At 72.2% G+C, this 25,731-nt stretch carries 23 protein-coding genes; 12 read left to right on the top strand and 11 right to left on the bottom strand.

The annotated features are described in order from the left end of the window. Window positions 1-63: 63 nt before the first annotated feature. Window positions 64-642 carry a biotin transporter BioY gene (locus tag DI272_RS32875; RefSeq protein WP_109498801.1) on the bottom strand — a complete coding sequence of 193 codons (579 nt, stop codon included), beginning with the start codon at window positions 640-642 and terminating at the stop codon, window positions 64-66. A 353-nt stretch (window positions 643-995) separates the two neighbouring features. Here DI272_RS32875 and DI272_RS32870 point away from each other — a divergent pair, with 353 nt between their 5' ends. Continuing rightward, a complete protein-coding gene (locus tag DI272_RS32870) occupies window positions 996-2,378 on the top strand; it encodes an amino acid permease (protein WP_109498800.1) in 1,383 nt (460 codons plus the stop codon). Window positions 2,379-2,493: 115 nt separating this feature from the next. Further along, window positions 2,494-3,144, top strand: a complete 651-nt coding sequence (locus DI272_RS32865) for a superoxide dismutase (RefSeq protein WP_109498799.1) — start codon at window positions 2,494-2,496, stop codon at window positions 3,142-3,144. Between the two features lie 117 nt (window positions 3,145-3,261). Here DI272_RS32865 and DI272_RS32860 read toward each other — a convergent pair whose 3' ends face one another. Genes DI272_RS32860 through DI272_RS32850 form a run of 3 tightly spaced genes read right to left on the bottom strand, consistent with a single transcriptional unit; the run spans window position 3,262 to window position 6,110 of the window. Continuing rightward, entirely contained in the window at window positions 3,262-4,038 is a 777-nt protein-coding gene (locus DI272_RS32860; RefSeq protein WP_109498798.1) for an SAM-dependent methyltransferase, read from the bottom strand. Between the two features lie 12 nt (window positions 4,039-4,050). After that, window positions 4,051-4,677, bottom strand: a complete 627-nt coding sequence (locus tag DI272_RS32855) for a histidine phosphatase family protein (RefSeq protein WP_109498797.1) — start codon at window positions 4,675-4,677, stop codon at window positions 4,051-4,053. After that, window positions 4,674-6,110, bottom strand: coding sequence for an FGGY-family carbohydrate kinase (locus tag DI272_RS32850; RefSeq protein WP_109498796.1), 1,437 nt, complete (start codon window positions 6,108-6,110; stop codon window positions 4,674-4,676). Before DI272_RS32850 ends, DI272_RS32855 begins: the two co-directional genes overlap by 4 nt. 161 nt (window positions 6,111-6,271) lie before the next feature. On the opposite strand from DI272_RS32850, the gene DI272_RS32845 reads away from it, so the two are divergent. The 6 genes from DI272_RS32845 to DI272_RS32825 are packed head-to-tail and all read left to right on the top strand — an operon-like array spanning window position 6,272 to window position 10,757. After that, window positions 6,272-7,117: a DeoR/GlpR family DNA-binding transcription regulator gene (locus DI272_RS32845; RefSeq protein ID WP_258314755.1), complete on the top strand. Its 846-nt coding sequence runs from the start codon at window positions 6,272-6,274 to the stop codon at window positions 7,115-7,117. Next, window positions 7,095-7,895 carry an ATP-binding cassette domain-containing protein gene (locus tag DI272_RS32840; RefSeq protein ID WP_109498795.1) on the top strand — a complete coding sequence of 267 codons (801 nt, stop codon included), beginning with the start codon at window positions 7,095-7,097 and terminating at the stop codon, window positions 7,893-7,895. The genes DI272_RS32845 and DI272_RS32840 overlap by 23 nt, the downstream gene beginning before the upstream one ends. Beyond that, complete coding sequence (locus DI272_RS32835; protein WP_109498794.1) at window positions 7,892-8,926, top strand: 2-hydroxyacid dehydrogenase; 1,035 nt, start codon at window positions 7,892-7,894, stop codon at window positions 8,924-8,926. Before DI272_RS32840 ends, DI272_RS32835 begins: the two co-directional genes overlap by 4 nt. Window positions 8,927-8,943: 17 nt before the next feature. After that, window positions 8,944-10,371, top strand: a complete 1,428-nt coding sequence (locus DI272_RS32830) for an FGGY-family carbohydrate kinase (RefSeq protein WP_109498793.1) — start codon at window positions 8,944-8,946, stop codon at window positions 10,369-10,371. Then, window positions 10,364-10,519 (top strand): hypothetical protein, encoded by a 156-nt coding sequence (locus DI272_RS44690; protein ID WP_181387388.1) that lies wholly within the window; start codon window positions 10,364-10,366, stop codon window positions 10,517-10,519. Before DI272_RS32830 ends, DI272_RS44690 begins: the two co-directional genes overlap by 8 nt. Window positions 10,520-10,529: 10 nt before the next feature. After that, entirely contained in the window at window positions 10,530-10,757 is a 228-nt protein-coding gene (locus DI272_RS32825) for a hypothetical protein (RefSeq protein ID WP_109498792.1), read from the top strand. Window positions 10,758-10,760: 3 nt separating this feature from the next. On the opposite strand, the gene DI272_RS32820 is transcribed toward DI272_RS32825, so the two are convergent. Then, the gene (locus DI272_RS32820; protein WP_109498791.1) at window positions 10,761-11,423 is read right to left on the bottom strand and encodes a DsbA family protein; all 663 of its coding nucleotides are present in this window, start codon (window positions 11,421-11,423) and stop codon (window positions 10,761-10,763) included. Between the two features lie 140 nt (window positions 11,424-11,563). On the opposite strand from DI272_RS32820, the gene pepN reads away from it, so the two are divergent. Both pepN and DI272_RS32810 read left to right on the top strand, forming a co-directional pair. Beyond that, window positions 11,564-14,137, top strand: a complete 2,574-nt coding sequence (gene pepN, locus DI272_RS32815) for an aminopeptidase N (protein ID WP_181387387.1) — start codon at window positions 11,564-11,566, stop codon at window positions 14,135-14,137. A 215-nt stretch (window positions 14,138-14,352) separates the two neighbouring features. Then, window positions 14,353-15,399, top strand: coding sequence for a hypothetical protein (locus DI272_RS32810; RefSeq protein ID WP_109498790.1), 1,047 nt, complete (start codon window positions 14,353-14,355; stop codon window positions 15,397-15,399). A gap of 198 nt (window positions 15,400-15,597) precedes the next feature. On the opposite strand, the gene DI272_RS32805 is transcribed toward DI272_RS32810, so the two are convergent. The 5 genes from DI272_RS32805 to DI272_RS32785 all read right to left on the bottom strand — a co-directional run bounded on the left by DI272_RS32805 (window position 15,598) and on the right by DI272_RS32785 (window position 20,781). After that, window positions 15,598-16,746 carry a serine hydrolase gene (locus DI272_RS32805; RefSeq protein ID WP_109498789.1) on the bottom strand — a complete coding sequence of 383 codons (1,149 nt, stop codon included), beginning with the start codon at window positions 16,744-16,746 and terminating at the stop codon, window positions 15,598-15,600. Window positions 16,747-16,837: 91 nt separating this feature from the next. Next, window positions 16,838-18,622, bottom strand: coding sequence for a TIGR03767 family metallophosphoesterase (locus DI272_RS32800; RefSeq protein WP_109498788.1), 1,785 nt, complete (start codon window positions 18,620-18,622; stop codon window positions 16,838-16,840). 357 nt (window positions 18,623-18,979) lie between these two features. Next, complete coding sequence (locus DI272_RS32795) at window positions 18,980-19,441, bottom strand: NUDIX hydrolase (protein WP_109498787.1); 462 nt, start codon at window positions 19,439-19,441, stop codon at window positions 18,980-18,982. A 9-nt stretch (window positions 19,442-19,450) separates the two neighbouring features. Next, window positions 19,451-20,338: a pyridoxamine 5'-phosphate oxidase family protein gene (locus DI272_RS32790; RefSeq protein WP_109498786.1), complete on the bottom strand. Its 888-nt coding sequence runs from the start codon at window positions 20,336-20,338 to the stop codon at window positions 19,451-19,453. Further along, window positions 20,338-20,781, bottom strand: coding sequence for a VOC family protein (locus DI272_RS32785; protein WP_109498785.1), 444 nt, complete (start codon window positions 20,779-20,781; stop codon window positions 20,338-20,340). The genes DI272_RS32790 and DI272_RS32785 overlap by 1 nt, the downstream gene beginning before the upstream one ends. A gap of 121 nt (window positions 20,782-20,902) precedes the next feature. On the opposite strand from DI272_RS32785, the gene DI272_RS32780 reads away from it, so the two are divergent. Together DI272_RS32780 and DI272_RS32775 are read left to right on the top strand one after the other, a co-directional pair. Then, window positions 20,903-21,430, top strand: a complete 528-nt coding sequence (locus tag DI272_RS32780) for a CGNR zinc finger domain-containing protein (protein ID WP_109498784.1) — start codon at window positions 20,903-20,905, stop codon at window positions 21,428-21,430. A 227-nt stretch (window positions 21,431-21,657) separates the two neighbouring features. After that, the gene (locus DI272_RS32775) at window positions 21,658-24,972 is read left to right on the top strand and encodes a S8 family serine peptidase (protein ID WP_109498783.1); all 3,315 of its coding nucleotides are present in this window, start codon (window positions 21,658-21,660) and stop codon (window positions 24,970-24,972) included. Window positions 24,973-25,022: 50 nt separating this feature from the next. On the opposite strand, the gene DI272_RS32770 is transcribed toward DI272_RS32775, so the two are convergent. After that, window positions 25,023-25,730 carry a hypothetical protein gene (locus DI272_RS32770; RefSeq protein WP_109498782.1) on the bottom strand — a complete coding sequence of 236 codons (708 nt, stop codon included), beginning with the start codon at window positions 25,728-25,730 and terminating at the stop codon, window positions 25,023-25,025. Window position 25,731 lies beyond the last annotated feature (1 nt).

Raw genomic sequence — 25,731 nt, 5'->3', positions numbered from 1 at the left:
AGAGGCTCGCCGGGGCGTAGGTGACCTACGCCCCGGCGAGCCTCTGCGGTGACGGCTGCGGCGTCAGCGCTTGAGCAGCTTCCAGGCGCTCGGCAGCAGGCCCATCGCCAGGGCCGCCTTCAGGGCGTCGCCGATCAGGAACGGGGTGAGGCCGGCCGCGACGGCGGCGGAGGCGGACATGCCGGTGGCGACGGCGAGGTAGGGCACGCCGACGGCGTAGATGATCGCCTCGCCGAGCAGCATCGCGCCCGCCGTGCGCAGCACGGAGCGGTCGGCGCCGCGGCGGGCCAGGGCGCCGACGACGGTGGAGGCGAGGATCATGCCGAGGATGTAGCCGAAGGAGGGGGCGGCCGAGCCGGAGCCGGCGCCCGCGAACCACGGCATGCCCGCGACGCCCGCGATCGCGTACAGCGCGAGGGAGAGGAAGCCGCGGCCCGCGCCGAGCGTGGTGCCGACGAGCAGCGCGGCGAAGGTCTGGCCGGTCACCGGCACCGGGGAGCCGGGCACGGGTACGGCGATCTGGGCGGCGAGGCCGGTGAGCGCGGCGCCGCCGACGACCAGCGCGACGTCCCGGACGCGGGAGGCCGGAAGCAGGTCGGCGAGGACCTTACCGGGGAGGGCGGGGGCGACGGCGGTGCTCATGGGGACTCCGCGGGAGGTGGGGACAGGGAGGACACGGTGACGCTATACCGGCGCCCTGGAGGCGATCACCGTCAGCGCTCGACAAAGGGTGGAACGGCCGCTTGGTGGTCTCCATACAAAGGGTGCGGGTTACACCCGGTACGGGGTGACGCCGGTCACTGAGGTGGGGTGGTTTCGGCTACGGATGGCCGCCTTGGCCCCGCTGTAGGTTTTCGCCAAAACGGTGTGGGTGAGGGGTCGGTGACGGAGGGTGGCCGGGGTGTCCGGATGGTGGGCGCCTTCGCCCTCCGGGCGGCGACCCTGCCCAGACTGTGGGCGTTTTTGCCGTCTCACGCATTGGACGAACCACGCCCATGCCCAGCACCACCGTCACGACCCCACAGGAGTCGGACGCCCCCGGGACCCTCTCCCACGGCCTGAAGCAGCGCCACCTGTCGATGATCGCCCTCGGCGGTGTCATCGGTGCGGGCCTGTTCGTGGGCTCCGGCGCGGGCATCGCCGCCGCCGGGCCGTCGATCGTCCTCGCCTACACCCTCTCCGGGCTCCTCGTGATGCTGGTGATGCGGATGCTGGGCGAGATGTCGGCCGCGTACCCGTCCTCGGGTTCGTTCTCCGCGCACGCCGAACGTGCGATCGGCCCCTGGGCGGGCTTCACGGCCGGCTGGTCGTTCTGGGTCCTGCTCTGCACGGCCGTCGGCCTGGAGGGCATCGGCGCGGCGAAGATCGTGACGGGGTGGCTGCCGGGGACGCCGGAGTGGGCGTGGGTGGCGCTGTTCATGGTCGTCTTCTGTGGCACGAACCTCGCCGCCGTGAAGAACTTCGGCGAGTTCGAGTTCTGGTTCGCGGCCCTGAAGGTCGGCGCGATCTCCCTGTTCCTCGTCCTGGGCGTGCTGGCGATCGCCGGCGTCCTGCCCGGCACGGACTCCCCCGGCGCCTCGCACCTCACCGACCTCCTCCCGAACGGCAGCGAGGGCCTGGTCATCGGCGTCCTCGCCTCCGTCTTCGCGTACGGCGGCCTGGAGACGGTCACCATCGCGGCGGCGGAGTCGGAGAACCCGGTCAAGGGCGTGGCGAGCGCGGTCCGCACGGCCATGTGGCGCATCGCGCTGTTCTACGTCGGCTCGATGGCGGTCATCGTGACGCTGGTTCCGTGGGACTCCGGGGCCGTGACGGAGAAGGGCCCGTACGTCGCCGCCCTGGACTCGCTCGGCATCCCGGGCGCCGGGCAGGTGATGAACGTGGTCGTGCTGGTGGCGCTGCTGTCCGCGATGAACGCCAACATCTACGGCTCCTCGCGCATCGCCTACTCGCTGGTGGCGCGGGGGCAGGGGCCGAAGGTGCTGGGCCGGGCGCCGGGCGGGGTGCCGCGGGTCGCCGTACTGGCGTCCTCGGTGTTCGGTTTCGGGTGCGTGCTGCTGAGCTACTGGCGCCCGAACGACGTCTTCTCCTGGCTGCTCAACATGATCGGCGCGGTCATCCTCGTCGTCTGGATCTTCATCGCCGTCTCGCAGCTGCGGTTGCGCGGGCAGTTGGAGCGGGAGGCCCCGGAGCGGCTGACGGTGCGGATGTGGGCGTTCCCGGTGCTGACGTGGGTGGCGCTGGCGGGCATGGCGGGGATCTTCGTGCTGATGGCCCGGGAGGCCGACACGCGGGTCCAGCTGTACTCCACGGGCGCCATGACCGTGGTGCTCGCGGCCGTGGGTTACGCCTGGCAGCGCCGGCGGGCGGCGCGCTGACGCGGTCCGCTCCCCCGAAAGCCCCCGGATGATCCACCCGGGGGCTTTTTGCTGCTAGCTTGTTATTGCAAGCTATTCGCAACAAGCTGGCACCAAGCTCTTGAGGGGACCCGCCATGCCCGTCTACACGCTGCCTGACCTGCCGTACGACTACTCCGCGCTCGCCCCCGTGATCAGCCCCGAGATCATCGAGCTGCACCACGACAAGCACCACGCGGCGTACGTGAAGGGCGCCAACGACACGCTGGAGCAGCTCGCGGAGGCACGGGACAAGGAGCAGTGGGGGGCGCTCAACGGGCTGGAGAAGAACCTCGCCTTTCATCTGTCCGGGCACATCCTGCACTCGATCTACTGGCAGAACATGACCGGCCCGAAGGACGGCGGTGGCGGTGAACCGCTCGCCGTGGACGGCGTGGGGGAGCTCGCGGGCGCGATCGAGGCGTCCTTCGGGTCGTTCGCAGGGTTCAAGGCGCAGCTCACCAAGGCCGCCGCGACCACCCAGGGGTCGGGCTGGGGGGTGCTGGCGTACGAGCCGGTGAGCGGGCGGCTGGTCGTCGAGCAGGTCTACGACCACCAGGGCAACGTCGGTCAGGGCGCGGTGCCGATCCTCGTGTTCGACGCCTGGGAGCACGCCTTCTACCTCCAGTACCGGAACCAGAAGGTCGACTTCATCGACGCCATGTGGGCCGTCGTCAACTGGCAGGACGTGGCCCGGCGTTACGAGGCGGCCACGTCCCGTGCGGATGTGCTGCTGCTCGCACCGTGACGGGTGTATGAATACGTCCTGCTCGTGATCGTCTTCTCACCCTTCACGTGGCAGGCGGAATGACGGGAGCCCCCGCGAGGACGTGACTCGCGGGGGCTTTCCCGTGCGGAGCGGCGCCTACGGCTTGCGGCCCACGCCGCCGTGCTGGCCGATCGGCTCCGGCGTGGTGCCCGGGTCGGGGCGCCACAGGGGGACCGAGACGACGCCCGGGTCCACCAGTTCCAGGCCCTCGAAGAACGCCGTGATCTGCTCCACCGGACGCAGGAAGTACGGGACGGCGCCGGTCTCGTTGTAGGAGTCCTGGGCGTGCTCGTAGTCCGGGTCGGTGCCGCGCGAGCCGTCGTTGACGCACAGATGGCTGCCGGAGGGCAGGCCCGCGAGGAGGCGGGCGACGAGGTCCCGGGCCAGGTCGTAGTCGGCGACGTGGCCGAGGATGCCGCTGAGGATCAGGGCGGTGGGCCGGGAGAGGTCGAGGGTCCGGCTCGCCTGCTCCAGGATGCGCTCGGGCTCGTACAGGCTCAGGTCCTCGTACGCGGTGACGCCCTCCGGGGTGGAGGTGAGCAGGGCGCGGGCGTGGGTCAGGACGAGCGGGTCGTTGTCGACGTAGACGATTCTCGACTCGGGGGCGATGCGCTGGGCGACCTCATGGGTGTTGTCGACGGTCGGCAGGCCGGTGCCGACGTCCAGGAACTGGCGTACACCCGCCTCCTGCACCAGGTACCGGATGCTGCGGCCGAGAAAGGCGCGGCTGCTGCGGGCGATGGTGACGATGCCGGGGAAGACGGCGGTGTAGGCGTCGCCCGCCGCCTCGTCGACCGGGTAGTTGTCCTTGCCGCCGAGCCAGTAGTTCCAGATGCGGGCCGAATGGGGTACCGAGGTGTCGATCTCCGTCATGTGCCCATGGTGCTACGGCAGGCGCAGGTCGCACGGCACATTGAGGGAGACGAGTGCGGCCGGACCGCCGTCCGTCACGCGGAGTTCACTGACCGCCGCGTTGCGCAACCGCGGGAAGACCCGCCGGTACTCGCTCAGCGGGATGGACAGCAGCTCGCACAGGACCAGGCGGAGCAGGGTGTTGTGGGCCACGACGAGGACGCGCTCGCCGGGGTGGGCCCGCGCGATGCGGCGCAGGGCGGCGGTGGCCCGCTCCACCGCCGCCCTCGGGTCCTCGGCGCCGGGGAAGGGGTGGGCCACGGGATCGGTGCGGAAAGCCTCCGCCGCCTGCGGGTTCTGCGCCGCGAACTCGGCGAGGGTACGGCCCTCCACCACCCCGAAGTCGCATTCGCGCAGGGCGGGTTCGCGGTGCGGGGTGAGGCCGAGGGCGCGGCAGGCGGGGTCGGCGGTGGCGACGGCCCGGGACAGCGTGGACGTCCAGACCGCGTCCACCGGGTGAGCGGCGGCCCAGCGGCCGAGGGCCTCGGCCTGGGCGCGGCCCTCGTCGGTGAGGGCGATGTCGCTGACGCCGGCGTAGCGGTTCTCGGCGTGCCAGACGGTCTGGCCGTGCCGGGCGAGGAGGAGGGTCGTGCTGCTCATGAGTCCGCAGTGTCCAGGCCGAGGCGGGCCCGCGCGTGCGCCGCGACGGGCGGGGGCAGCCAGCCCCGGTTCGTGAGTTCGTCGATCAGGCGGGCGTACGGCTCGGTGAAGCGGGCGGTGCGGTCCGGGCGGGGTTCCAGGACCGTCCGGACCCGGACCATCCGCTCCGCGAGGTCCGGCAGCGGCTCGCCGCCGATCCCGTGGGCCGCCAACGCGGCCATTCCCAGAGCCGGTTCGGTCTGTTCCGGGACGCGGGCCGGCCGGCCCAGGACATCGGCGCGCAGCTGGTTCCAGTACGGGCTGCGGGCCGCGCCGCCGGTGAAGGTCAGGGGGCCGTCGAGGGGGGCGCCGAGGTGGTGGAGGTAGTCCAGGCAGAGCCGTTCGGTGAAGGCGACGCCCTGGAGGAGGGCGGCCCACAGGTCGGCCTGGCTCGCGGGTTCGCCGAGCAGCAGGGCCGTCGCTCCGGGGGCCAGGAAGGGGAAGCGTTCGCCCGGGGAGACCAGGGGGTAGGCGATCGCCCCGGCCGGTTCGTGCCGGGCCGCCTGCCGGTCCATCTCCGCCGGGTCCGCCCCCGCGAACGCCGCCGTCAGCACGCCCGCGCCCACGCTCGACGCGCCGCCGGGCAGCCAACTGCCGTCCGGGGCACGGTGGTTGTAGAGGACGCCGGTCGGGTCGTGGACCGGGGCCGGGGACGCGCCCTTGAGGACCAGGGTGGTGCCGAGCACCGAGTTCCAGGAGCCCGCGCGCAGGGCGCCGGACGCGATCTGGGCCGCGCAGCCGTCGGTCATGCCGGCAACGACGGGGGTGCCGGCCGGGATGCCGGTGGCCTCGGCGGCGCTCGCGCAGACCTCGCCCAGGCGGGTGCCGGGGCGTACGACGCCGGGCAGCGGCAGCGGGGAGCCCGGCAGGTCCGGCCAGGCGTCGGCCGCCACGTCGTACGCCGTCTTCAGGGCGTGACTGGAGTCGGTGGGGACGGGGTGGCCGACGAGGCGGGCGGTGACCAGGTCGGGCTGGTGGGTGATCCGGCCGGGGCCGTGCACCCGGCGCAGCCACAGCGCCTTCGGCAGCCCCCACGTGTTCTGCACCGCGAGGCCCGCCCCGCGCAGCCGCTCCGCCTCCGCCCACGCCCGCCCGTCGTCGTACATCAGCGCGGGGCTCACCGGTCGGCCGGCGTCGTCCGTGAGCAGCACGGTCCCGGACGTCCCGCACACCGCGAGCCCGCCGACCCCGGCGGAGCGCTCCCGCAGGGCGGCCCGGGCCGTCGCGCACACCGCCGTCCACCACTCCTCCGGGTCCTGTTCGTGCCGTACGCCGTCGCGCCGCGCCCGGAGCGGGGCCGAGCCGCCGCCCAGGGCCGTGCCGTCGGCCGTGACGAGCAGGGTGCGGACGCTCTGGGTCCCGAGGTCGATCCCGAGCCATGCCTCCTGCGCCATCCCGGCCTCCCGCACATCCGATGCCGTGAACTTCTCACTGTGCCCTGAGATGTGGGCGTGCGCGAGGGATTGACGGCCATCTTCCGCCGTTACACCCTCTGTTATCGAGTCGACCCGAGGTGTTGCCGAGCACCTGGCCCCGCCCCACCTGGAGGTCACGGATGGACACGCACGCGCATCACCGACGGCGTTTCCTCAAGGGCACCACGGGCCCCGCCGCCCGCCAGGCCGCCATGACCGAGCAGGTCCTCGCCGACGGTTCGGCGACCGCGGCCGAGCTCGCCGAGCGCTTCGGGGTGAGCCTGATGACCATCCACCGCGATCTGGACGAGCTCGAACGGCAGGGAATCGTCCGGAAGTTCAGGGGCGGGGTGACGGCGCAGCCGTCCGGGGTCTTCGAGTCGAACGTGCAGTACCGGCTGAAGACCATGCGGGCCGAGAAGGCGGCCGTCGCCGAGCGGGCGCTCCAGCTGATCGAGCCCGGGATGGCGATCATGCTGGACGACTCGACGTCCGCCCTGGAGATAGCCCGCCGCCCCCGCCTCGGCGAGGTCACCCCGCTCACGGTCGTCACCAACTTCCTGGAGGCCCTCAACCTCCTCGCCGACCAGCGCGGCATCCACCTCATGGCCCTCGGCGGCGACTACGACCCCCTGCACTCCTCCTTCCTCGGCGTCTCCTGCGTCGAGGCGGTCCAGTCGCTCCGGGTGGACGTCTGCTTCGCGTCCACCTCGGCCGTGCACGGGGGGTACGCCTACCACCAGGAGCAGCACATCGTGTCGGTGAAGCGGGCGATGCTCGACTCGGCCGCCCGCAACGTCCTGCTGATCGACCACACCAAACTCGCCCGGACCGCCCTGCACCGCGTCGCCCCCCTGTCCCGCTTCGACCTCCTCCTGGTCGACGACGGGGCACCGGCGGACGCGCTGCGCGATCTGGACGAACACAAGGTCCGTTACGAGGTCTGTGTGACGAGGGGCGGCGATGACCCGGCTGGAGCCACGTGACCTGCGCAAGGCCCGTCGCGCCCGCGGGAGTCCGCCGGTGGAGGCGGTCCGCGGCATCGACCTCACCCTGCGCCCGGGCGAACTGCCGGGCCTGCGCGGCCCGTCGGGCGGCGGGAGCTGCGGGAGCTGCGGGAGCTGCGGGAGCTGCGGCAAGTCCACCACCCCGCGGATGATCGCCGGCCTGGAGACGGTCACCGGCACGCACATCCTGGCGGACGGCACGTCGGCGACCGGGACGCCGGCGCGGCTCCGGGACATGGGAGTGGCGTTCGGGAACTGCGCCCTGAACCCGCCGCTGACGGTGGCGGAGAACCTGGCGTCCGGGCTGAAGGCGCGGCGCGGGACGGCCCGCGGGGATGTCTCCCGCGAGGTCGCCGAGATCGCCGGGCGGGTGGGCCTGGCCGAGATCCTGGACGTCCGCCCCGCGGGCCTGCCCAGCGGCCAGAAGCAACGCTTCCGCCTGGCACGGGCGCCGATCCGCGTACCGGACGTGCCGGCCGACTTCGTCGGTGAACCGGCGATCGACCTGCTGCCGGGCGTGGTGACCGCGGACGGCCGGGTCCGCCTCTCCCGGGCCGTAGCGATCGAGCTGCCGGTTCCGGTGGCGGCGGGCCGCGAGGTGGAGCCGGGCATCGCGACCCTCGCGCTGGACGGCGTGGCGGGTCCCGTCACCGCCCGCACCCGCCCCGAGGTACGGCTCGCCCCTGACGAACGGGGCCCGGTGGCCCCAGGACTCACGCACGTCTTCGACGGACAGACGGGAGACACCCTGCGATGACCGATGCCCTGCGGGCCGTGGCGGCCGGCGACCACTTCATCCTGCCGGAGCTGATCCGCCGGGCGATCACCCATGAGCTCCGCGAACAGCCTGTTGACATACATGAGTTGACGCTGGGCTGGCCCCTGGAACCCTTCGGCCCGGTCGCCGAGGTCAGCGAGGCCGGCGACGCCGAGGACGAGCTGATCGAGGCCCTGGCCGGCGCCCGGGTGCTGGTCACCCAGATGGGGCCGGTCACGGCACGCGTCCTGGACGCCTGTCCCGACCTGCGGCTGGTCGTGGTCTGCCGGGGCGGCCCGGTCAACGTGAACCTGGAGGCGGCCAAGTCCCACGACGTCCGCGTCTGCTTCACCCCCGGCCGCAACGCCGCCGCCACCGCCGAGTTCACCGTCGGCCTGCTCCTGGCGGCCCTGCGCCGCATCCCCCAGGCCCACGACCTGCTGTCCCGGCAGGGCAGTTGGGCGGGCGCCGCCTACTACACCTATGAACACAGCGGCCTGGAGCTGGAGGACCTGCCCGTCGGCCTGGTCGGCTACGGGGCGGTCGGCAGCCGGGTCGCCCGGGTGCTGTGCGCCTTCGGGGCGCGGGTCATGGTGTACGACCCGTACATCCACCACCTGGAGATCCACGGGCTGCGGGTCGCCACCCTCGACGAACTCCTGCGCCGTTCCCAGGTGATCACCCTGCACGCCCGCCTCACCGCCGAGACCCGCGGGCTGGTCGGCGCCCGCGAGCTGGCCCTGCTGCCGCCGGGCGGGGTCGTCGTCAACGCGGCCCGCGGTCCCCTGCTGGACGAGGGCGCCCTGTGCGACGCGCTGGAGAGCGGACACCTGTCGGCGGCGGCACTCGACACCTTCGCGCACGAGCCCCTCGCACCGGACTCCCGGCTGCGCGCGCTCGGTGACCGCGTGGTGCTCACCCCGCACCTGGGCGGGGCCTCCCGCGCGGTGGCCGAAAAGGCGACGGCGCTCGCGGCGGCGGAGGTGGGGCGCTGGGTGCGCGGGGAATCACTGGCGCACTGTCTGACCTGAGGCACCGGGAGGCGCTCATGTACGTGGGGATCGACGTCGGCACATCCATGGTGAAGGCCGCCGCCTTCGACCGCACCGGCCGTCAACTGGGCGTGGCCGCCCGGCCGGTGGGCCTCGCGCTGCACGGCGGCTTCGTGGAGCAGGACATGGACGAGGTGTACGGCGCGGTCGTCGCCGTACTCGAAGAGGTGACCACGAGCCTGCCCGAACCGGTCGAGTTCGCCGGGCTGACCGGGCAGGGCGACGGGGTGTGGCTGGTGGACGGCGAGGGGCGCCCGGTGCGGGCGGCGGCGTCCTGGATGGACGGGCGGGCCCATGAACTCGTCGACCGGTGGCTGGCGGACGGCACGTTCGAGACCGTCTTCAGGCGCACCGGCAGCGCGATGTTCCCGGGCAGCCCGGGGCCCCTGCTGGCCTGGCTGGACTGCCACGACCCGAAGTCGCTGGACGCGGCGTCGGCGGCCGTCTACTGCAAGGACATGGTGTTCCAGCGGCTGACGGGCGCGGCGCGCGCGGCGACGGATGTCTCGGACGCCTCGATGCCGTTCCTGGACCCGCGGACCCGGTCGTACGACAACCGGGTGGTGGAGCTGCTCGGTCTGACCCACCGCAGGGGGCTGCTGGCGCCGGTCAGCGACCCGGTCGCGACGGGCGAGGCACGCGGCGAGGGCCTCCCGGCGGGCGTCCGTCTCGCCGACGGCCCCTACGATCTGCCCGCGTGCGCGCTCGGCGCCGGGGTGACCGCGCCCGGCGACGGCCTGCTGATCGTCGGCACCTGCCTGGCCGCCCTGGTCGCGACGGACGAGGTGGTCCTGACGGGCGAGCCGGCCGGCCTGTACATCTCCACGGACCGTCCGGGGCACTGGCTGCGCGCGATGCCCGCGATGGTGGGGACGGCCGCGCTGGACTGGGTGCTCTCGACGACGGGGACCGGCCACGACGAGGTGGACGCCCTGCTCGCGCGGACCCCGCCCGGCGCACACGGCGTCCGCGTCCTGCCCTACTTCGCCCCCTCCGGCGAACGCGCCCCCTTCGTCGAACCCCGGCTCCGCGCCGAACTCACCGGTGTCTCGCTGGAGTCCACCCCGGCCGACCTGATCCGCGCGACCTGCGAGGGCATCGGCTACGCGGCCCGGCACTGTCTGGAGGCGGCGGGGCTCACCGGCACGCTGGCGGTCTGCGGGGGCGGTACCCGCAGCCCGGCCTGGATGCGGCTGCTGGCGGACGTGCTGGGCAGGCCGTTACGGGTCGTCGAGGGTGAAGTCGGCGCGCGCGGGGCGGTGCTGGCGGCGGCCGAGCGGTTCGGGGCGGCGCTGGACGTGACCGCGTGGACGCAGCCGACCTCGGTCGTCGAGCCGGACCAGGACCGGGCGGCGTACTACGCGAAGGGCTACGGCGAACACCTGGCCCGGCTGTCGGAGGCACGGGCCCGCTCGCGTGCCTGACCGTGCCCGGGTCCTGGTGGTCCGGCGCGGGAGCGGAGCGAACGATTTCGGGGGCGCGTGCGCGCAGTACGCGGTCTACTACGAGGCGGGGGCCGACGTGGTGATGAGCGACTTCCCGAATCCGGCGGTGACGGCCGGGAGCAGCTGAGGAGGGGCCGGTGTTCTTCGCGAACAAGTACTGCCCGACCTGCAAGAAGTACGACCGGGAGTTCCGGATGCTCGAAGGCCGGGAGTGGACGGGGGTCGAGCCGCGGCATCGCGGCAGGACCGACCTGTGGCGCTGCACCGCCGTGGGCTGCCGCTGGTACCAGCCCGTCCACCACCAGCGCGACGGCGGCCGGCTCCTGGAGGAGTTCCGGAACCCGGCCGCCGATCCCCCGGCGTGAGACCTACAGGTTGCTGAAGTCCGGGCCCTTGGTCCGGGTGCGCTTGATCTCGTAGAAGCCGGGGACCGAGGCGACGGCCAGGGTGCCGTCCCAGAGCTTCGCCGCGTCCTCGCCCTTGGGGGCCGGGGTGACGACCGGGCCGAAGAAGGCGATCTGCTCGCCGTCGGGGCCGGGCACGGCGATGACGGGGGTGCCGACCTCCTGGCCGACCTTCTCTATGCCCTCCTTGTGGGAGGCGCGCAGCTCGGCGTCGAACTCGAAGTCCTCCTGGTCGGCGTAGTCGATCAGGTCGGCGGGCAGTCCGGCGTCGGCGAGCGCGGCGGCGATGGCCTCGACCGTGGGGCCCTCGCCGTTGTTGTGGAAGCGGGTGCCGAGCGCGGTGTAGAGCGGGCCGAGGACGTCCGCGCCGTGCTTCTGCCAGGCCGCGGTCACCACGCGCACCGGCTTCCACGCCTTGGTCTCCAGCATGTCCCGGTACTCCTCGGGCAGCTGGTCGAGCTTGTCCTCGTTGAGCACGGCCAGGCTCATGATGTGCCAGCGCACCTCGATGTCCCTGACCTTCTCCACCTCCAGCACCCACCGGGAGGTCATCCACGCCCAGGGGCACAGAGGGTCGAACCAGAAGTCGACAGGGGTCTTCGCGGGGGTGCTCGCGGTCTCGGACATGCGTCTCCTAAGGAAAGTGTTCGATTCCCACGGACAACGTCGTCCCCACCCCACCCCATTCCCTGGTCCCGGCCGTCAGGGGCACATGGCAGGATCGGTGCTGTCCACATACCGAACACCGCTTGTAGGGAGTGCCGCCCGTGCCCGGTGAGAATCTGTCCCGAGACGAGGCCCGGGAGCGGGCCGCCCTGCTGTCCGTCGACGGGTACGAGGTGTCCCTCGACGTCCGTTCGGCGGTGGGCGGCGCGGACGACGGGCCGCGCACCTTCCGTTCCGTGACCACGCTCCGGTTCCGCTGCAACGAGCCCGGTGCCACCAGCTTCGCCGACCTGATCGCGCCGAGTGTGACCTCCGTCTCCCTCAACGGCCGTGATCTCGACCCCGGCGAGGTCTTCGACGGTTCCCGGATCACCCTGGAGGACCTCGCCGCCGAGAACGAACTCGTCGTGGACGCCCAGTGCGCCTACTCCCGCACCGGCGAGGGCCTGCACCGCTTCGTCGACCCCGAGGACGGCGAGGTGTACCTGTACACCCAGTACGAGCCGGCCGACTCCCGCCGGGTCTTCGCCAACTTCGAGCAGCCGGACCTCAAGGCCCCGTTCCGCTTCGAGGTGCGGGCCCCGGAGGGCTGGACGGTGTGGAGCAACGGCGTCGCCTCGCACACGGACGGCGTCTGGCGGTTCGCGGAGACGAAGCCGATCTCGACGTACATCACCTGTGTCGTGGCGGGTCCGTACCACTACGTGACGGATTCCTACGAGCGGACCTTCGAGGACGGCACGAAGCTGGAGATCCCCCTCGGCGCGATGTGCCGCAAGGGGCTGGCCCCGCACTTCGACTCCGACGACGTCTTCCTCGTCACCAAGCAGGGCCTGGACTTCTTCCACGACCACTTCGACTACCCGTACCCCTTCGGGAAGTACGACCAGGCGTTCGTGCCGGAGTACAACCTCGGCGCGATGGAGAACCCGGGACTGGTCACCTTCCGCGAGGAGTTCATCTTCCGCGGCAAGGTGACCCAGGCGTCCTACGAGGGCCGGGCCAACGTCATCCTGCACGAGATGGCGCACATGTGGTTCGGCGACCTGGTCACCATGGTGTGGTGGGACGACCTGTGGCTGAAGGAGTCCTTCGCGGACTTCATGGGCACCTTCGCCAACGTCGGCGCGACCCGCTTCAAGGACGCCTGGATCACCTTCGCCAACCGCCGCAAGGCCTGGGCGTACCGCGCCGACCAGCTGCCCTCCACGCACCCCATCACCGCCGACATCCGCGACCTCCAGGACGCGAAGCTCAACTTCGACGGCATCACGTACGCCAAGGGCGCCTCCGTACTGAAGCAGCTCGTCGCGTACGTCGGTCAGGACGCCTTCCTGGAGGGCGCGCGGCGCTATTTCAAGCGGCACGCGTACGGCAACACCCGGCTCGGAGACCTGCTGTCGGTCCTGGAGGAGACCAGCGGCCGGGACATGGCGGCGTGGTCGCGGTCCTGGCTCCAGACGGCGGGCGTCAACTCCCTCACCCCGCATGTGCTGCTGAGCGGCGAGGGCCGGATCACCGAACTGGCCGTGCTCCAGGAGGCCGCCGAGTCGCACCCCGAGCTGCGCCCGCACCGGGTGGCGGTGGGCCTGTACCGGCGGACCCCCGAAGGCGCCGTGGAGCGGTACGCGCGCGTGGAGGTGGACGTCGACGGCCCGCGGACGGTCGTGGCGGAGCTGGCGGGCGCTCAGGCGCCGGAGCTGGTGCTGGTCAACGACGACGACCTGACGTACTGCAAGACGCGTTTCGACGCGGGGTCGCTGGAGACGCTCAAGGCCCACCTGGGCTCGGTGACCGACCCGCTGGCCCGCGCGCTGTGCTGGTCGGCGCTGTGGAACATGACGCGGGACGCGCTGCTGCCGGCCCGGGACTTCGTGGACCTGGTGCTGCGCTTCGCGGGCCGGGAGTCGGACATCGGCGTGCTCCAGATGCTGCACGCGTGGGCGAACTCGTCGCTGGTCAACTATGTGGCGCCCGCGTGGCGGCCGACGGGCGAGCGGCTGCTGGCCGAGGGTGCGCTCAACGAGCTGCGGCGGGCCGAGCCGGGCAGCGAGCACCAGTTGGCGTGGGCGCGGTTCTTCGCGTCCGCGGCGTCCGGCGAGGCCGATCTCCAGCTGCTCCAGGGCCTGCTGGACGGCACGGCGAAGATCGACGGTCTGACGGTGGACCAGGAGCTGCGCTGGGCGTTCCTCGGCCCGCTGGCCGCGCACGGGGTCGCCGACGAGGGCGTGCTGGCGGCCGAACTGGCCCGCGACGACACGGCGTCGGGCAAGCGCCACCAGGTCCGCTGCCTGGCCTCCCGGCCGTCGGCGGCTGTGAAGGCCCAGGCGTGGGCGCAGGTCGTGGAGTCGGACGCGCTGTCGAACGCGCTGGTGGAGGCGACGATCGGGGGCTGGAACCAGTCCTCGCAGCGGGAGTTGCTGGCGCCTTACGCGGAGAAGTACTTCGCGGCCATCGAGCGGGTGTGGGCGGACCGGTCGATCCAGATCGGGATGGACGTGGTGCGGGGCCTGTTCCCGTCGCTCCAGGACTCCCCGGACACCCTGGCCGCGACGGACGCGTGGCTGTCGGCGCACGAGGACGCGCCCCCGGCGCTGCGCCGGCTGGTGCTGGAGGCGCGGGACGACCTGGCGAGGGCGTTGCGGGGGCAGGAGTGCGACGCGCAGGCATCCTGATCACCGCGATCTCTGGCCAAAACTTCGGCGGTAGGTAGCCGTTACGAAGTTCAGGCAATTATGACCGTAACCCCTGGCCGAACCCATTCGGACCAGGGGTTTTCGGTGCCTACTCGGCATCCGAACACCCGTCCTTTAGTACCGTGTTGTCCGCATTTATCGACAGGCACGTAACAGCGGTTAGAGGGCGGACCGGCCGCGGGAATCCCCGCTGCATGAACCACAACACCCCGGTCCCCCCACTCTCCTCCCGCCCGGTCCGCCACCTCTCGCAGGTGCACCGCCGGGTGATGACGACGGCGCGGCTGCGCACGCACGGCGTCTCGCCGGCCGACGTGAACGAGCAGTGCCGCCCCGGCGGCGCCTGGCAGCAGATCCTCCCGGGCGTGATCCTGCTCCACCCCGGCCCGCCGACCAGCGAGGAGCGGCTGCACGCGGTCCTGATGTACGCGGCGAAGGAGCGGCCGACGGGGGTCCCGGCCCAGCCCGGCGCGGAGGACCCGCACGCCCCGGCGTACACGGAGGCGATGCTGACGGGCCTGGCGGCCCTGACCCTGCACGGCTTCACCTCGTCCCCGCCGCTGATGTCGATCGACAAGTTCGACGTCCTGGTCCCCCGCCTGCGCCGGCTGCGCTCGACGGGCACCGCGCGCATCCTGCGCACGGCGTCCCTGCCGGCGCCGCAGCAGGTGACGGGCGTGCCGGTGGCGCCGGTGCCGCGGGCGCTGGCGGACGCGGTGTCGGAGCTGACGGACGCGGGCGCGGTGCGCCGGCTGCTGACGGAGGCGGTCCGCGGCGGCCACTGCGAACCAGCGGCGGTGGTGAGGGAGTTGAACGCGGCGAAGCTGCTGTCCCGCCCGCACGTGGTGGACGCGGTGGACTCCCTGCTCGCCGAGGGCCGGTCGATCGCGGAGGACCGCCTGTACCGCATGGTCCGCGAACACGGCCTGCCGGACCCGGTGTGGAACGTGGACCTGAGGCTGCCCGGCGGGCCCCACCTGGGCGGCCTGGACGCGTACTGGCCCGAGCAGGCGGTCGCCGTCGAACTGGACACCCGCGCCCCGCGCCAGGACGAGGACGCGATGTGGTCCGAGTACGCCCGCAAGCGCGAGCACCTGGAGCGCCTCGGCATCACGGTCGTGTACATCACCCCGAAGAAGCTGCGGGAGTCCATGGAGCAGCAGGCGGCCGTGGTCCGCACGGCGCTGATGGCGTCCGGCGACCGTGATCCGGCCGCGTATGTCGTGGTCCTGCCCCGGTAGTGACGGACCGGGGCGAGATCAGGAGGGGAGAGGAGGAGCCGCCGGGTGGAGGGGACCGGGCGGCTCCTCCTCGTGCGCGCGGAGCGGACGGGACGGGCACGTGTGCCGTGCCGTGCCGTGCCGTGGCGTGGCGTGCCATGCCGTGGCGTGGCGTGCCATGCCGTGGCGTGCCATGCCGTGCCGTGGCGTGGTGCGGGACTACTTCCCGCAGAACTCCGCCTCGACCACCGCTTCCGCGTCACCCGACCAGTCGCCGTTGAAGTTGAACGCCAGCGAACGGCGGCCGTCCGCCGTCGTCACCGCCACCGACGACGAGCCGTGGATGCCCCCGTCGTGGCCCCAGACGTGCACGCCGCAGCTCAGTTCGCGGTCCATGAGGCCGAGGCCGTAGCCGATGTCCGGGGCGCCCTCGCCGGAGCCCGTCGTCTTCATCTCCTTCAGCTGCTCCGGAGGCAGCAGCCTGCCTCGCAGCAGGGCCGAGTAGAAGCGGTTCAGGTCGGCCGAGTCGGAGACCATGCTGCCGGCGGCGAAGGCCACGGAGGGGTTGAGTTCCGTGACGTCGTAGGTCGGTCCTGTCGCCGTCTCCGCCAGCTTGGAGTAGGCGCGGCTGCTCGGCCGCGGGAGGGTGGCGCGGGTGCCGGGGACCGACGTGGCCGTCAGATGCAGCGGCCTGATGACGCGGTCCCGGATCTCGTCGCCGTACGGGCGTCCCGTGACCTTCTCGATCACCAGCCCGGCCAGGACGTAGTTGGTGTTGGAGTAGTGCCAGGCCGTGCCGGGCGCGAAATCCGGCCGGTGGGACATCGCGATGGCGATCATCTCCTGCGGCGCCCTCGTGTCGTAGCGGTGCCGGAAGAAGCCGTCCTTGGTGAAGTACGCCTGCGCGAAACCGTCGTCCTGCGTGTAGTTGAAGATGCCGCTGGTGTGGTTGAGCAGCTGGCGCAAGGTGATCCGACGGCCGTCGTGGCCGTGGCCCCGCACCACGCCCGGCAGCCACTTCTCCACCGTGTCGTCCAGCGACAGCCGCCCCTCCGCCTCCAGTTGGAGCAGCACCGTCGCCACGAAGGTCTTGGTGATGCTGCCGACGCGGTAGCGGTCGTGCGGCGAGCGCGGTGCGCCGGTACGGAGGTCGCCGACGCCTGCGGTCGCCGACCAGCTGCCCGCCGTCACCGTCACCCCGGGAACGCCGTCCTTCACCGCGGCCTCGATCGCGGCGCGGGTCGCCGCGTGGTCCCCGCCGCCTCTCGGGGCGGCGAACGCGGGTGCCGCCAGGGCCGCCGACAGCGCCACCGCCGTCACCGCCGTCACCGCCGTCACCGCCACGAGAGTCGTCCGTACGGTCCTCATGCTCTTCCCCTTCCGGCCTGCGCGGTTGGTCGGGGAAGGAGACCCGGGCGGAACCGGCGGGGTTGACCGCTGTGCGCCGGTTGAGCCGTTTTCAGCCCTTCTTCAGCACCAGCTCCGTGTTGCGGTCCCGTGCCGAGCCGCCGAGCGTCGTGCTCGCGCCCGGGGCGTTGAAGGACAGCTCGCGGTACAGCGCCGCCAGGCCCGTCTGGGAGAGGTCGGCGAAGTCGGTGCGGTGCGGGGCGGCGGACTCGACGCAGGTGGTGAACAGGGAGAGCGTGCCGTCCTTGTTGTCCACCAGCTCGATGACGCGGGCGAGTTGGGGGTAATCGACGTGGGAGGCGGTGGAGATCTCCCAGAAGCCGTGGCCGCCGCCGGAGCCCGCGTGGGCGGTGATGTCGTTGCGGTGGATGTGGCCGTTGACCCAGGCCAGCACGTTGCGGTGGCGGGCCAGCAGGGCGACGACCTCCTCGCCGCTGTGCCGGCGCTCGCCGGGGCGGGCCGGGTCGGGGCGGGTGTTGTCCATCGACTTGCTGGTGTGGTGGCTGAAGACGACGGCGTACGCGTCCTTGTTGTCCTTCAGCGTCTTCTCCAGCCACTTCAACTGGGCCGTGCCGACGGACCCTTCGTAGTGGCCGCCCGCGTCGGTGGTGTCGAGGCTGACGCCGATGACGTCGTCGGCGATGCGGAAGGAGTAGTACTGGGTGCCGGCGTCGAGGTTGGCGGTGGAGTAGCCGTGACCGACGGGTCCGAGGCCGCGGTGGGCCGGGTCGAGGTGGGCCTTGAGGTAGTCGGTCGGCGTGTACGGCGCCCGGTTCTCGTCCGGCGTCACCGAGCGCATGTCGCGGGCGTGGGCCTTGAGCAGGTCGCGGAAGCCGGCGCCCTTGGGGTCCTTGGCGTTCCTGATGGCGTCCTGGAGCTTCTTCGCCTCGGCGGCGGGCAGGCTCATGAGCTTCCTCCCGCCCATCGCGTACTCGGTGAGCCAGGGGTCGGCGTGGGAGCCGTAGCAGCCGAGCGGCATGGCGTCGTGGTTGCCGACCGTGGAGTACCAGGGGAGGTTCAGGCCAGGGCTGTTGAGCTCGCGGATCACGGCGGCGAGGAAGCCGTCGAGATGCGGGAAGCCGCGCTGCTTGTCGGCGTCGCGGACGGTGGTGTCAGGCTGCCAGTACTGCTTGATGCCGCTGTTCTGGACGCCTTCGTACTGCCGCGGGTCACCGGAGTTGGGGCTGATCCGGCCGCCGCTCATCACCTTCAGGAACCACTCCAGCTCGGTCTTGGCGTTGTTGTCCGTGTTGTCGCCGGTGGTCATCGCGAAGTGCAGCGGGGCGCCGGTGACGGGGGCGCCGCGCAGGGCGTTGATCCGCTCCACGAGGGCGATCGCGCCGTGCACGGTCAGCGATTCCTGCGGGCGCCAGGCGTGCACGTCGGTCGAGCGCAGGTATTCCAGGCGCATCGGATGCTGGGCGTCGATGATGTGCAGGTCGGTGAGCTGCACGAACGCGGCGAGCGCGGTGCGGCGGCCGGCCCGGCCCGACTTCGCGGCGGCGAGATCGCCGCGCACGACGCGCAGCCAGCCGGGGCCGTCGCCCAGGCGGCGGAAACCGGAGGCGGTGCGCGGGGCGGCGACGGTGGCGACGGTGGTGCCGCGGGTGTAGGGCGCGAGGGGCACGGCGGGGGCCCGCCGGGACTGGGCGACGGGCGCCTCCGCCGCGGTGTCGGCGGCCGTGCCGGTGGCACCCGCGTCGGTGGCGGCCTGGCTGTCGGTGGGCCGCAGGGCGTAGCCGACGCCCGCGGAGACGGCTGCGGCGCCGGTGACGGCGAGGACGGTACGGCGGTTGACCGCCAGGGCGGAGCTGGCGACAGAGCGTATGCGCGACATGGCGCGATCTCCCCGAGTGCGAACGCGTCGGCAGTGGTCGCGGGTCGCTCGCTGCCGCGAATTCCCCGCTCGCTCTGGATCGTTGGCACCGGGGATGACCTGTGCGTGAACGAGACGGCAACGCCCGACACCGATCACCGTACGTGGATCTTGGGGGACCCTGGGTGTCCACGAGGACTCTTGCGGTGGCCGGACGACGGTCACGCTCTGTTCATCTCGCGGGGTAGGGGAGGGTCCTGCGCGCATCCCCCGCGCTCTGAAGGGTCCTGCGCGCATCCCCCGGCCATGGGAGGGCCGTTCGCGCTCCCCGTGCGGGTCGGCGCCGGGGCGGGCGGGGCCCCGGCACGCGGCGCGGTGTCAGTCCCCCTTCGCCGCCGCCACCCGCCCCGTCACCGGCCGCTCCCGCCACAGCGCCAGCCCCACGTCCACCAGCCCGACCCGGTTCAGGGCGGGTACCTCCGTCAGGGGATGCCAGGCCGCCAGGTCCGTGGAGCCGCCGATCTCGGGGCGCAGCTCGCCGCCGGTGACGCGGCCCTCGTAGACGAGGCGCAGGCCCTGGTGCGCGATGCTCCGGCCCCAACTCCGGCGCTGTGTGCGGCGAATGGAGTTCACGCCGAGCAGGCCCGTGATCTCGACCGTGTACCCGGTCTCCTCCGTCACCTCCCGCAGCACGGTGTCGTAGGGGTCCTCGCCGTGTTCCATGCCTCCCCCGGGCAGGGTCCACTCCGGCTCTCCGCTGCCGTCGATCCAGCGGGCCAGCAGGAGATGGTCGTCGCGAACGCACACGGCGTAGGCCGCCACCCTCAACTTCTGTCGCATAAGGGAAAGTTAGCCGGTATCGCCGGGATTGGCCGGGGAGTATTCCGGCTCCGACCAGCGCAGCGGCACCGCCGACGGCCGCTCGACGGCTGCCGTGACCGTGAACCGGACCCGGCGTTCGGCGCCTGCGAACTCCGTCCGCGCCTCGCCCGTGAGCTGGAGGGTCGTGCCCGTGGTCCAGTCCAGGAACAGCAGGCCCGCCCGGGGATCGGCGGCGAGGTTCCCCAGGGAGAGGAACATCGAGTTGCCCGGGTAGTCCCGCCAGCTGAGCTCGCGCGGTGAATCGACGCGCACGAAGCCGGGGTTGCCGCCCCGGTGGCTGGCGTCGGCGCCGTCCGCGTGCACGGTTCCCAGGAAGAAGGTGTCCGCGGCGGCGATGAACGCGGCCTGGGGCGGGGTGAGTGCGGTGCCGTGCCGGGCGGCCCCGCTCCCCCGGCCGGTCACCACCTCGTACGACTCCCGTCTCTGGAGGTACTTGGGGCAGTTGGCGAACACCTGGTCGGCCGCCACCGCGAACCCCTGTGCCGTGGGCCGGGCCCGGCCGTTGAGCCGCATCCGGCGGCGGGTGCGCGGGTCGAGGGCGATCGTGCCGACGGCCACGCCGGGCGTCCCGAGGGCCGTGGCGAGCGGGTCGGCCGGCGGAACGCCGACGGTCACGGACAGCTGGGCGGGGCCGGTGGCCCGGACGAAGCCCGGAGGGCCGGCGAGCGGTGACGTCCAGACCCGGGAGGTCGAGGGGTCGGTGGCGGTCACCACCAGCAGCGGCTGCTGTTCCAGGAAGGCCGCGGCCACCGGCTTGATGCCCGCGCCCGCGGCCCGCCCCATGCGCGCCGCGATCTCCCGTACGCCCACCCGCTCCTGCACGGCCAGCGAGCCCGCGTGATACAAGCCCGCCATTAGAAGAACCCGCAGGTCGGAGCCGACTCGACCGGCGCCGGCGCGCCTTCCGCGCCGCTCGGCACCGAGATCTCCAGCCGGGTGCCGTCCGGGTCGTGGAAGAAGATGCCGCCGGACGCGGCGCCCTCGCGGTGGGCGACGACCCCCTCGTAGGCGAAGTCCACGCCGTACGTCCGCAGCGCCGCCTCGTACTCCTTGACCCGCTCGATCGAGTCGGCCTCGAAGGCGAGGTGGTGCAGGCCCGCGCGGTCGCTCGCGTACGGCCCTCCCGCCTGCTGCCAGAGCGTGAGGACGAGGGCCGAGCCGTCACCGAGGAACGCGTACCGGCGGCCTTCCTCCTTGCCCTCGCCGATCAGCGTGAAGCCCAGGACGTCCCGGTAGAAGGCGAGCGAGCGGTCGAGGTCGGTGACGTTCAGGCCGATGTGGCCGGTACGCAAGGTCATGGCTCTCCCCTTCGACATGGCCAGCCCCGCGGCTAACCTCTCTCAATCAAGTTAAAGGTTAGGTGTGAGCAGCGCAACCCCTCACGTACCCTTGAGTGGTTAGCGTCGAAGGAGCCCCCGCATGCCAGCCGACCCCCGCCCCCTCACCGGCGAACCCCTCGCCCTCGATCTGCTCAACACGCGCTGGATGCGGGAGGGCGCCGTCCAGGACCTGCTGACGGACGCCGACGGGCTCACCGTGTGGCTGGCGGCCAACGCGCTCGACGGGCGCTTCACGGCCGACGCGCCGACACTGCGGCACACCCTCCAGGCGCGGGACGCGCTGCGGAAGGCCGTCGACGGGGGCGACCCGGCCCCGCTGGACGCCGTGCTCGATCATGGCCGTATCCGGGCCACCCTCACCCCCGAGGGCCCGGGCGAGGTGCCCGAGTTCCGAGACCCCGCGTGGGGGCCCGCCTGGCTCGCCGCGCGCAACTACCTGGAGCTCCTCACCGCCGCACCCGACCGCATCCGCGGCTGCGCCCACGAGGCGTGCATCCTGCACTTCTTCGACACGTCACGGAACGGCACGCGCCGCTGGTGCTCGATGGCGGCGTGCGGGAACCGGGCGAAGGCGTCGCGGCACTACGCGCGTACCAGAGAAGCCTGAGAATCCACCGGACAGTTGGCGGGCGGTTCGCCCCTTTTCTCACCCATGCCCCTAAAGGGGATCGCGGGTTTTCCCCATCCGCCCATATCGATTCGGTCAACTCTCCCTAAACATCCTTCCCATGCGTAAAGCTGTGCGATCGTCCGGGTCGCATTTCCGGACCTTCGCGGTCAGGACCGATCGGCCCCGGCCGCATCCGCACGTTCCTTTACCTACAAGGGATGCCGATGACCCTCACCCCCCAGCGCGATCCGATATCGGGCGGCGCGAGACGCGTGGTGCGCATAGCCGTGGCAGCGGGGCTCGTGGCCGCGCTCTCCGCGGCCGGGCCGATACCCATGGCCTTCTCCGCCGACGACGCCACGCCGGCCGCGGCCGACCCGGGCGTCAAGTCCGCCGACGCCAAGCTCGGTTCGGACGACGCGGACCTCCTCGCCGAGGCCAAGGCCGACGGCGACAAGAACGTCACGCTGATGGTCGCCACCGCCCCCGGCAAGACCGAGCAGGTCGCCGAGGAGCTGGACGCGGTCAAGGGCGGCTCGGTCGGCAAGACGTACGACAAGCTCGGTTACGTCCGCGCCACCGTCCCGACCTCGAAGGCCGACTCGGCCATCGCGGCCGCCGCGAAGCTCTCCTCCGTGCACGGCATCGACCTGCGGCAGGAGATCGCGCTCGACGACCCGACGCCGTCCGCCGACACCGCGAAGGGCGCCGCCTCCTCCGCGACGGCGACGACCTACCCGGCGCCGGGCAAGAACACCCCCGCCGAGAACCCGTACAACCCGTCCTTCGAGACGGGCGCCGTCGACTTCGTGCAGGACCACCCGAAGGCGGACGGCCGCGGCATCACCATCGGCATCCTCGACTCGGGCGTCGACCTCGGCCACCCGGCCCTCCAGAAGACCACCACCGGCGAGCGCAAGATCGTCGACTGGGTCACCGCGACCGACCCGATCCTGGACAGCGACCGCACCTGGCGTCCGCAGGTCACCGGCGTCTCGGGCCCCACCTTCACCTACGGCGGCAAGACCTGGACGGCGCCCGCGGGTTCGTACTCCGTGAGCACCTTCCTGGAGTCGTACACCAAGGGCGGCGACGCGGCCGGCGACGCCAACCGTGACGGCGACACCACCGACTCCTGGGGCGTGCTCTACGACGCCGCGGCCGGGACGGTCCGGGTCGACCTGAACAACAACAACGACTTCACCGACGACGAGGCGATGAAGCCGTACAAGGACGGCTACCAGATCGGTTACTTCGGTACCGACAACCCGTCCACCGACGTCGTCGAGCGCCAGCCGTTCGTCGTGGAGATCCGCAAGGACGTCCCGATGGACCCGTACGGCGGCGACTGGGTCGGCCAGAAGCGGGACTTCGTCAACATCGGCGTCATCGAGTCCGAGCACGGCACGCACGTCGCCGGCATCACCTCCGCCAACGGCCTGTTCGGCGGCAGGATGAACGGCGCGGCCCCGGGCGCGAAGATCGTCTCGTCCCGTGCCTGCACCTGGACCGGCGGCTGCACCAACGTCGCGCTCACCGAGGGCATGATCGACCTCGTCACCAAGCGCGGTGTCGACATCGTCAACATGTCCATCGGCGGTCTGCCGGCGCTGAACGACGGCAACAACGCGCGCGCCGAGCTCTACACGCGCCTCATCGACACCTACGGTGTGCAGCTCGTGATCTCCGCGGGCAACTCCGGCCCGGGTGCGAACACCATCGGCGACCCCGGTCTGGCCGACAAGGTGATCTCCGTCGGCGCGGCCATCTCCAAGGCGACGTGGGCCTCCAACTACGGCTCGGCCGTGGAGAAGAAGTACGCGATGATGCCGTTCTCCTCGCGCGGTCCGCGTGAGGACGGCGGGTTCACGCCGACCCTGTCCGCGCCGGGTGCCTCCATCAACACCACGCAGACCTGGCTGCCGGGCTCCCCGGTCGCCGAGGCGGGCTACTCGCTGCCGGCCGGCTACTCCATGCTCCAGGGCACCTCGATGGCCTCCCCGCAGGCCGCGGGCGCCTCGGCGCTGCTGCTCTCCGCCGCGAAGCAGAAGGGCATCGCCCTCACCCCGGCGAACCTGCGCACCGCCCTGACCTCGACCGCCGACCACATCAAGGGTGTGCAGGCGTACGAGGAGGGCGCGGGCCTCATCAACATCGTGGACGCCTGGGACGCCATCCGGGACGGCGCCACCGCCCACGACTACACCGTCAAGGCCCCGGTCGACACCGCGCTCGACCAGCTGCTGAAGACGCCCGGCTACGGCACCGGCATCTACGACCGTGAGGGCGGCCTGAAGGCCGGCGTGAAGAAGTCGTACGAGGTCACCATCACCCGTACCTCCGGCCCCGACCGCCCGCTGTGGCACGAGCTGAGCCTGCGCAACAACGCCTCCGGCACCTTCTCCATCGCCGGCTCGGACCTGGTCCGGCTGGAGCTGAACAAGCCGGTCACCGTCAAGATCACCGCGAAGTCGCCGTCCGCCGGCCTCAAGAGCGCGATCCTGGAGGTCGACGACCCGCGCACCGAGGGCGTCGACAAGCAGATCCTGAACACGGTCGTGGTCTCCTCGCCGGTGAAGTACACCTGGTCCGCGGCGAACACCGTGCAGCGCAACAGCACGCAGTCGTACTTCGTGACCGTGCCGGAGGGCGCCAAGTCCCTGGAGGTCGCGATCGGCGGGCTGAAGGACAAGAGCCAGACCCGGTTCATCGCGATCCACCCGTACGGCACGCCGGTCGACAACACCTCCACGCCGTACTGCTACAACAACTACCTCGACGGCAACGGCTGCAAGCCCGACGTGCGTTCGTACGCGGACCCGCAGGCCGGCGTCTGGGAGATCGAGGTCGAGTCGCGCCGCACGTCGCCGCTGCTCGACAACCCGTACAAGCTGGACGTCGCCGTCCTCGGCGCGGCCTTCGCCCCGGAGACCGTGACCGTCCCCGAGGCCAAGGTCGGCACGCCGGTCGCCGCCTCCTGGAAGGTGACGAACAAGTTCGCCGCCCTCGACGGCAAGCTGGTCGGCGGCCCGCTCGGCTCGGCCAAGTCGGCCCGTCCGTCCATCGCCGAGGGTGCCACCCAGACCACCACGGTCGAGGTGCCCGAGGGCGCCAAGTCGCTCGACGTGGTCATCGGCAACGTCTCCGACGCCTCCGCCGACCTCGACCTGACGGTCTACGACTCGATGGGCGCCCAGGTCGGCCAGTCCGCCGACGGCGACTCGGAGGAGGCCGTCTCGATCGCCTCCCCGGCCGCCGGGACCTACACCATCGAGGTCGTCGGCTACTCGGTGCCCGCCGGTTCCACCGAGTACGACTACCAGGACGTGTTCTTCTCCGCCGCGCTCGGCACCGTCACGGTCGACGACTCGGCCGCGGTGAAGCTGGGCACGGGCGACTCCGCGGACGTCACCGCGAGCGTCACCGCCGCGGCGCCCGCCCCGGAGGGCCGTGAGTTCTTCGGCCAGGTCCAGCTGGTGAACGCGCGCGGCACGGTCGCGGGCATCGGCAGCGTGAAGATCGAGAAGGTCACGCCGTAACGGCTGAGTACGGCAGTGGGGCGGGCGTCCGCAGGGGCGCCCGCCCTTTCTCATGCGCACGGCAGGCCGCGCGACTCCGGCAACGACGCCTGGACCCAGGCCCGTTCGCGGGCGACCTCCTTCTCGCCCACCACCCAGTGGTCGGGCACGGCGTCGCCCTTGAGGACCCCGAACAGCACCGCGTCCCCCTTGTGCAGGCCCTGCACGAAGGTGTCGTCGACGACGTAGGTCAGCTGCTCGGGTCCCTTCACGTCCTGTTTGTAGTAGCGGGCCACGTCCACGGTGATCCGCAACTGCACCTGGTCCGAGAGGCGTTCGACCGAGGCGACCGTGCCCTCGACGACCAGCCGGGTGCAGGCGAGGTAGTGCGGGCTGCCGAAGCGGGGGGCTGCGTCGGCGCCGGGCTGGGACTTGTCGCTGGCGCTGCTCCCGGCGTCCGCGGCGTTGTTGCCGCCCGTCGCGATCAGCCAGCCGAGCCCCGTGACGACGGAGGCCGCGGCGGCGACCGCGAGGGTGCCGTAGGCGAGCCGGGGGGCCCAGCGCCGGGCCCGTGAGGGACGGACCGGAGCGGGCCGCGGCGCCGGGCGCGGCTGCTGTGCCAGCGCGTCGCCGATGAGGCCGAGTTGTTCCCGCAGCAGGGCGATGTCGGCGGTGGCCTTGCGGTGTTCGGCGAGGAACGCGGCGTCCGTGCCGTCGGGCGGTGGTGCGTCGGTGAGCGCGGCCATCAGCGCGTCGACGTCCCGGTGTTCGGCGGTCATG

Origin of the sequence: Streptomyces sp. Act143 (assembly GCF_003143935.1) — a bacterium.
In the GTDB taxonomy this organism is placed as follows: domain Bacteria; phylum Actinomycetota; class Actinomycetes; order Streptomycetales; family Streptomycetaceae; genus Streptomyces.
Note: the sequence above shows the minus strand (reverse complement) of the source record. Positions and strands in the feature narration are given on the sequence as shown.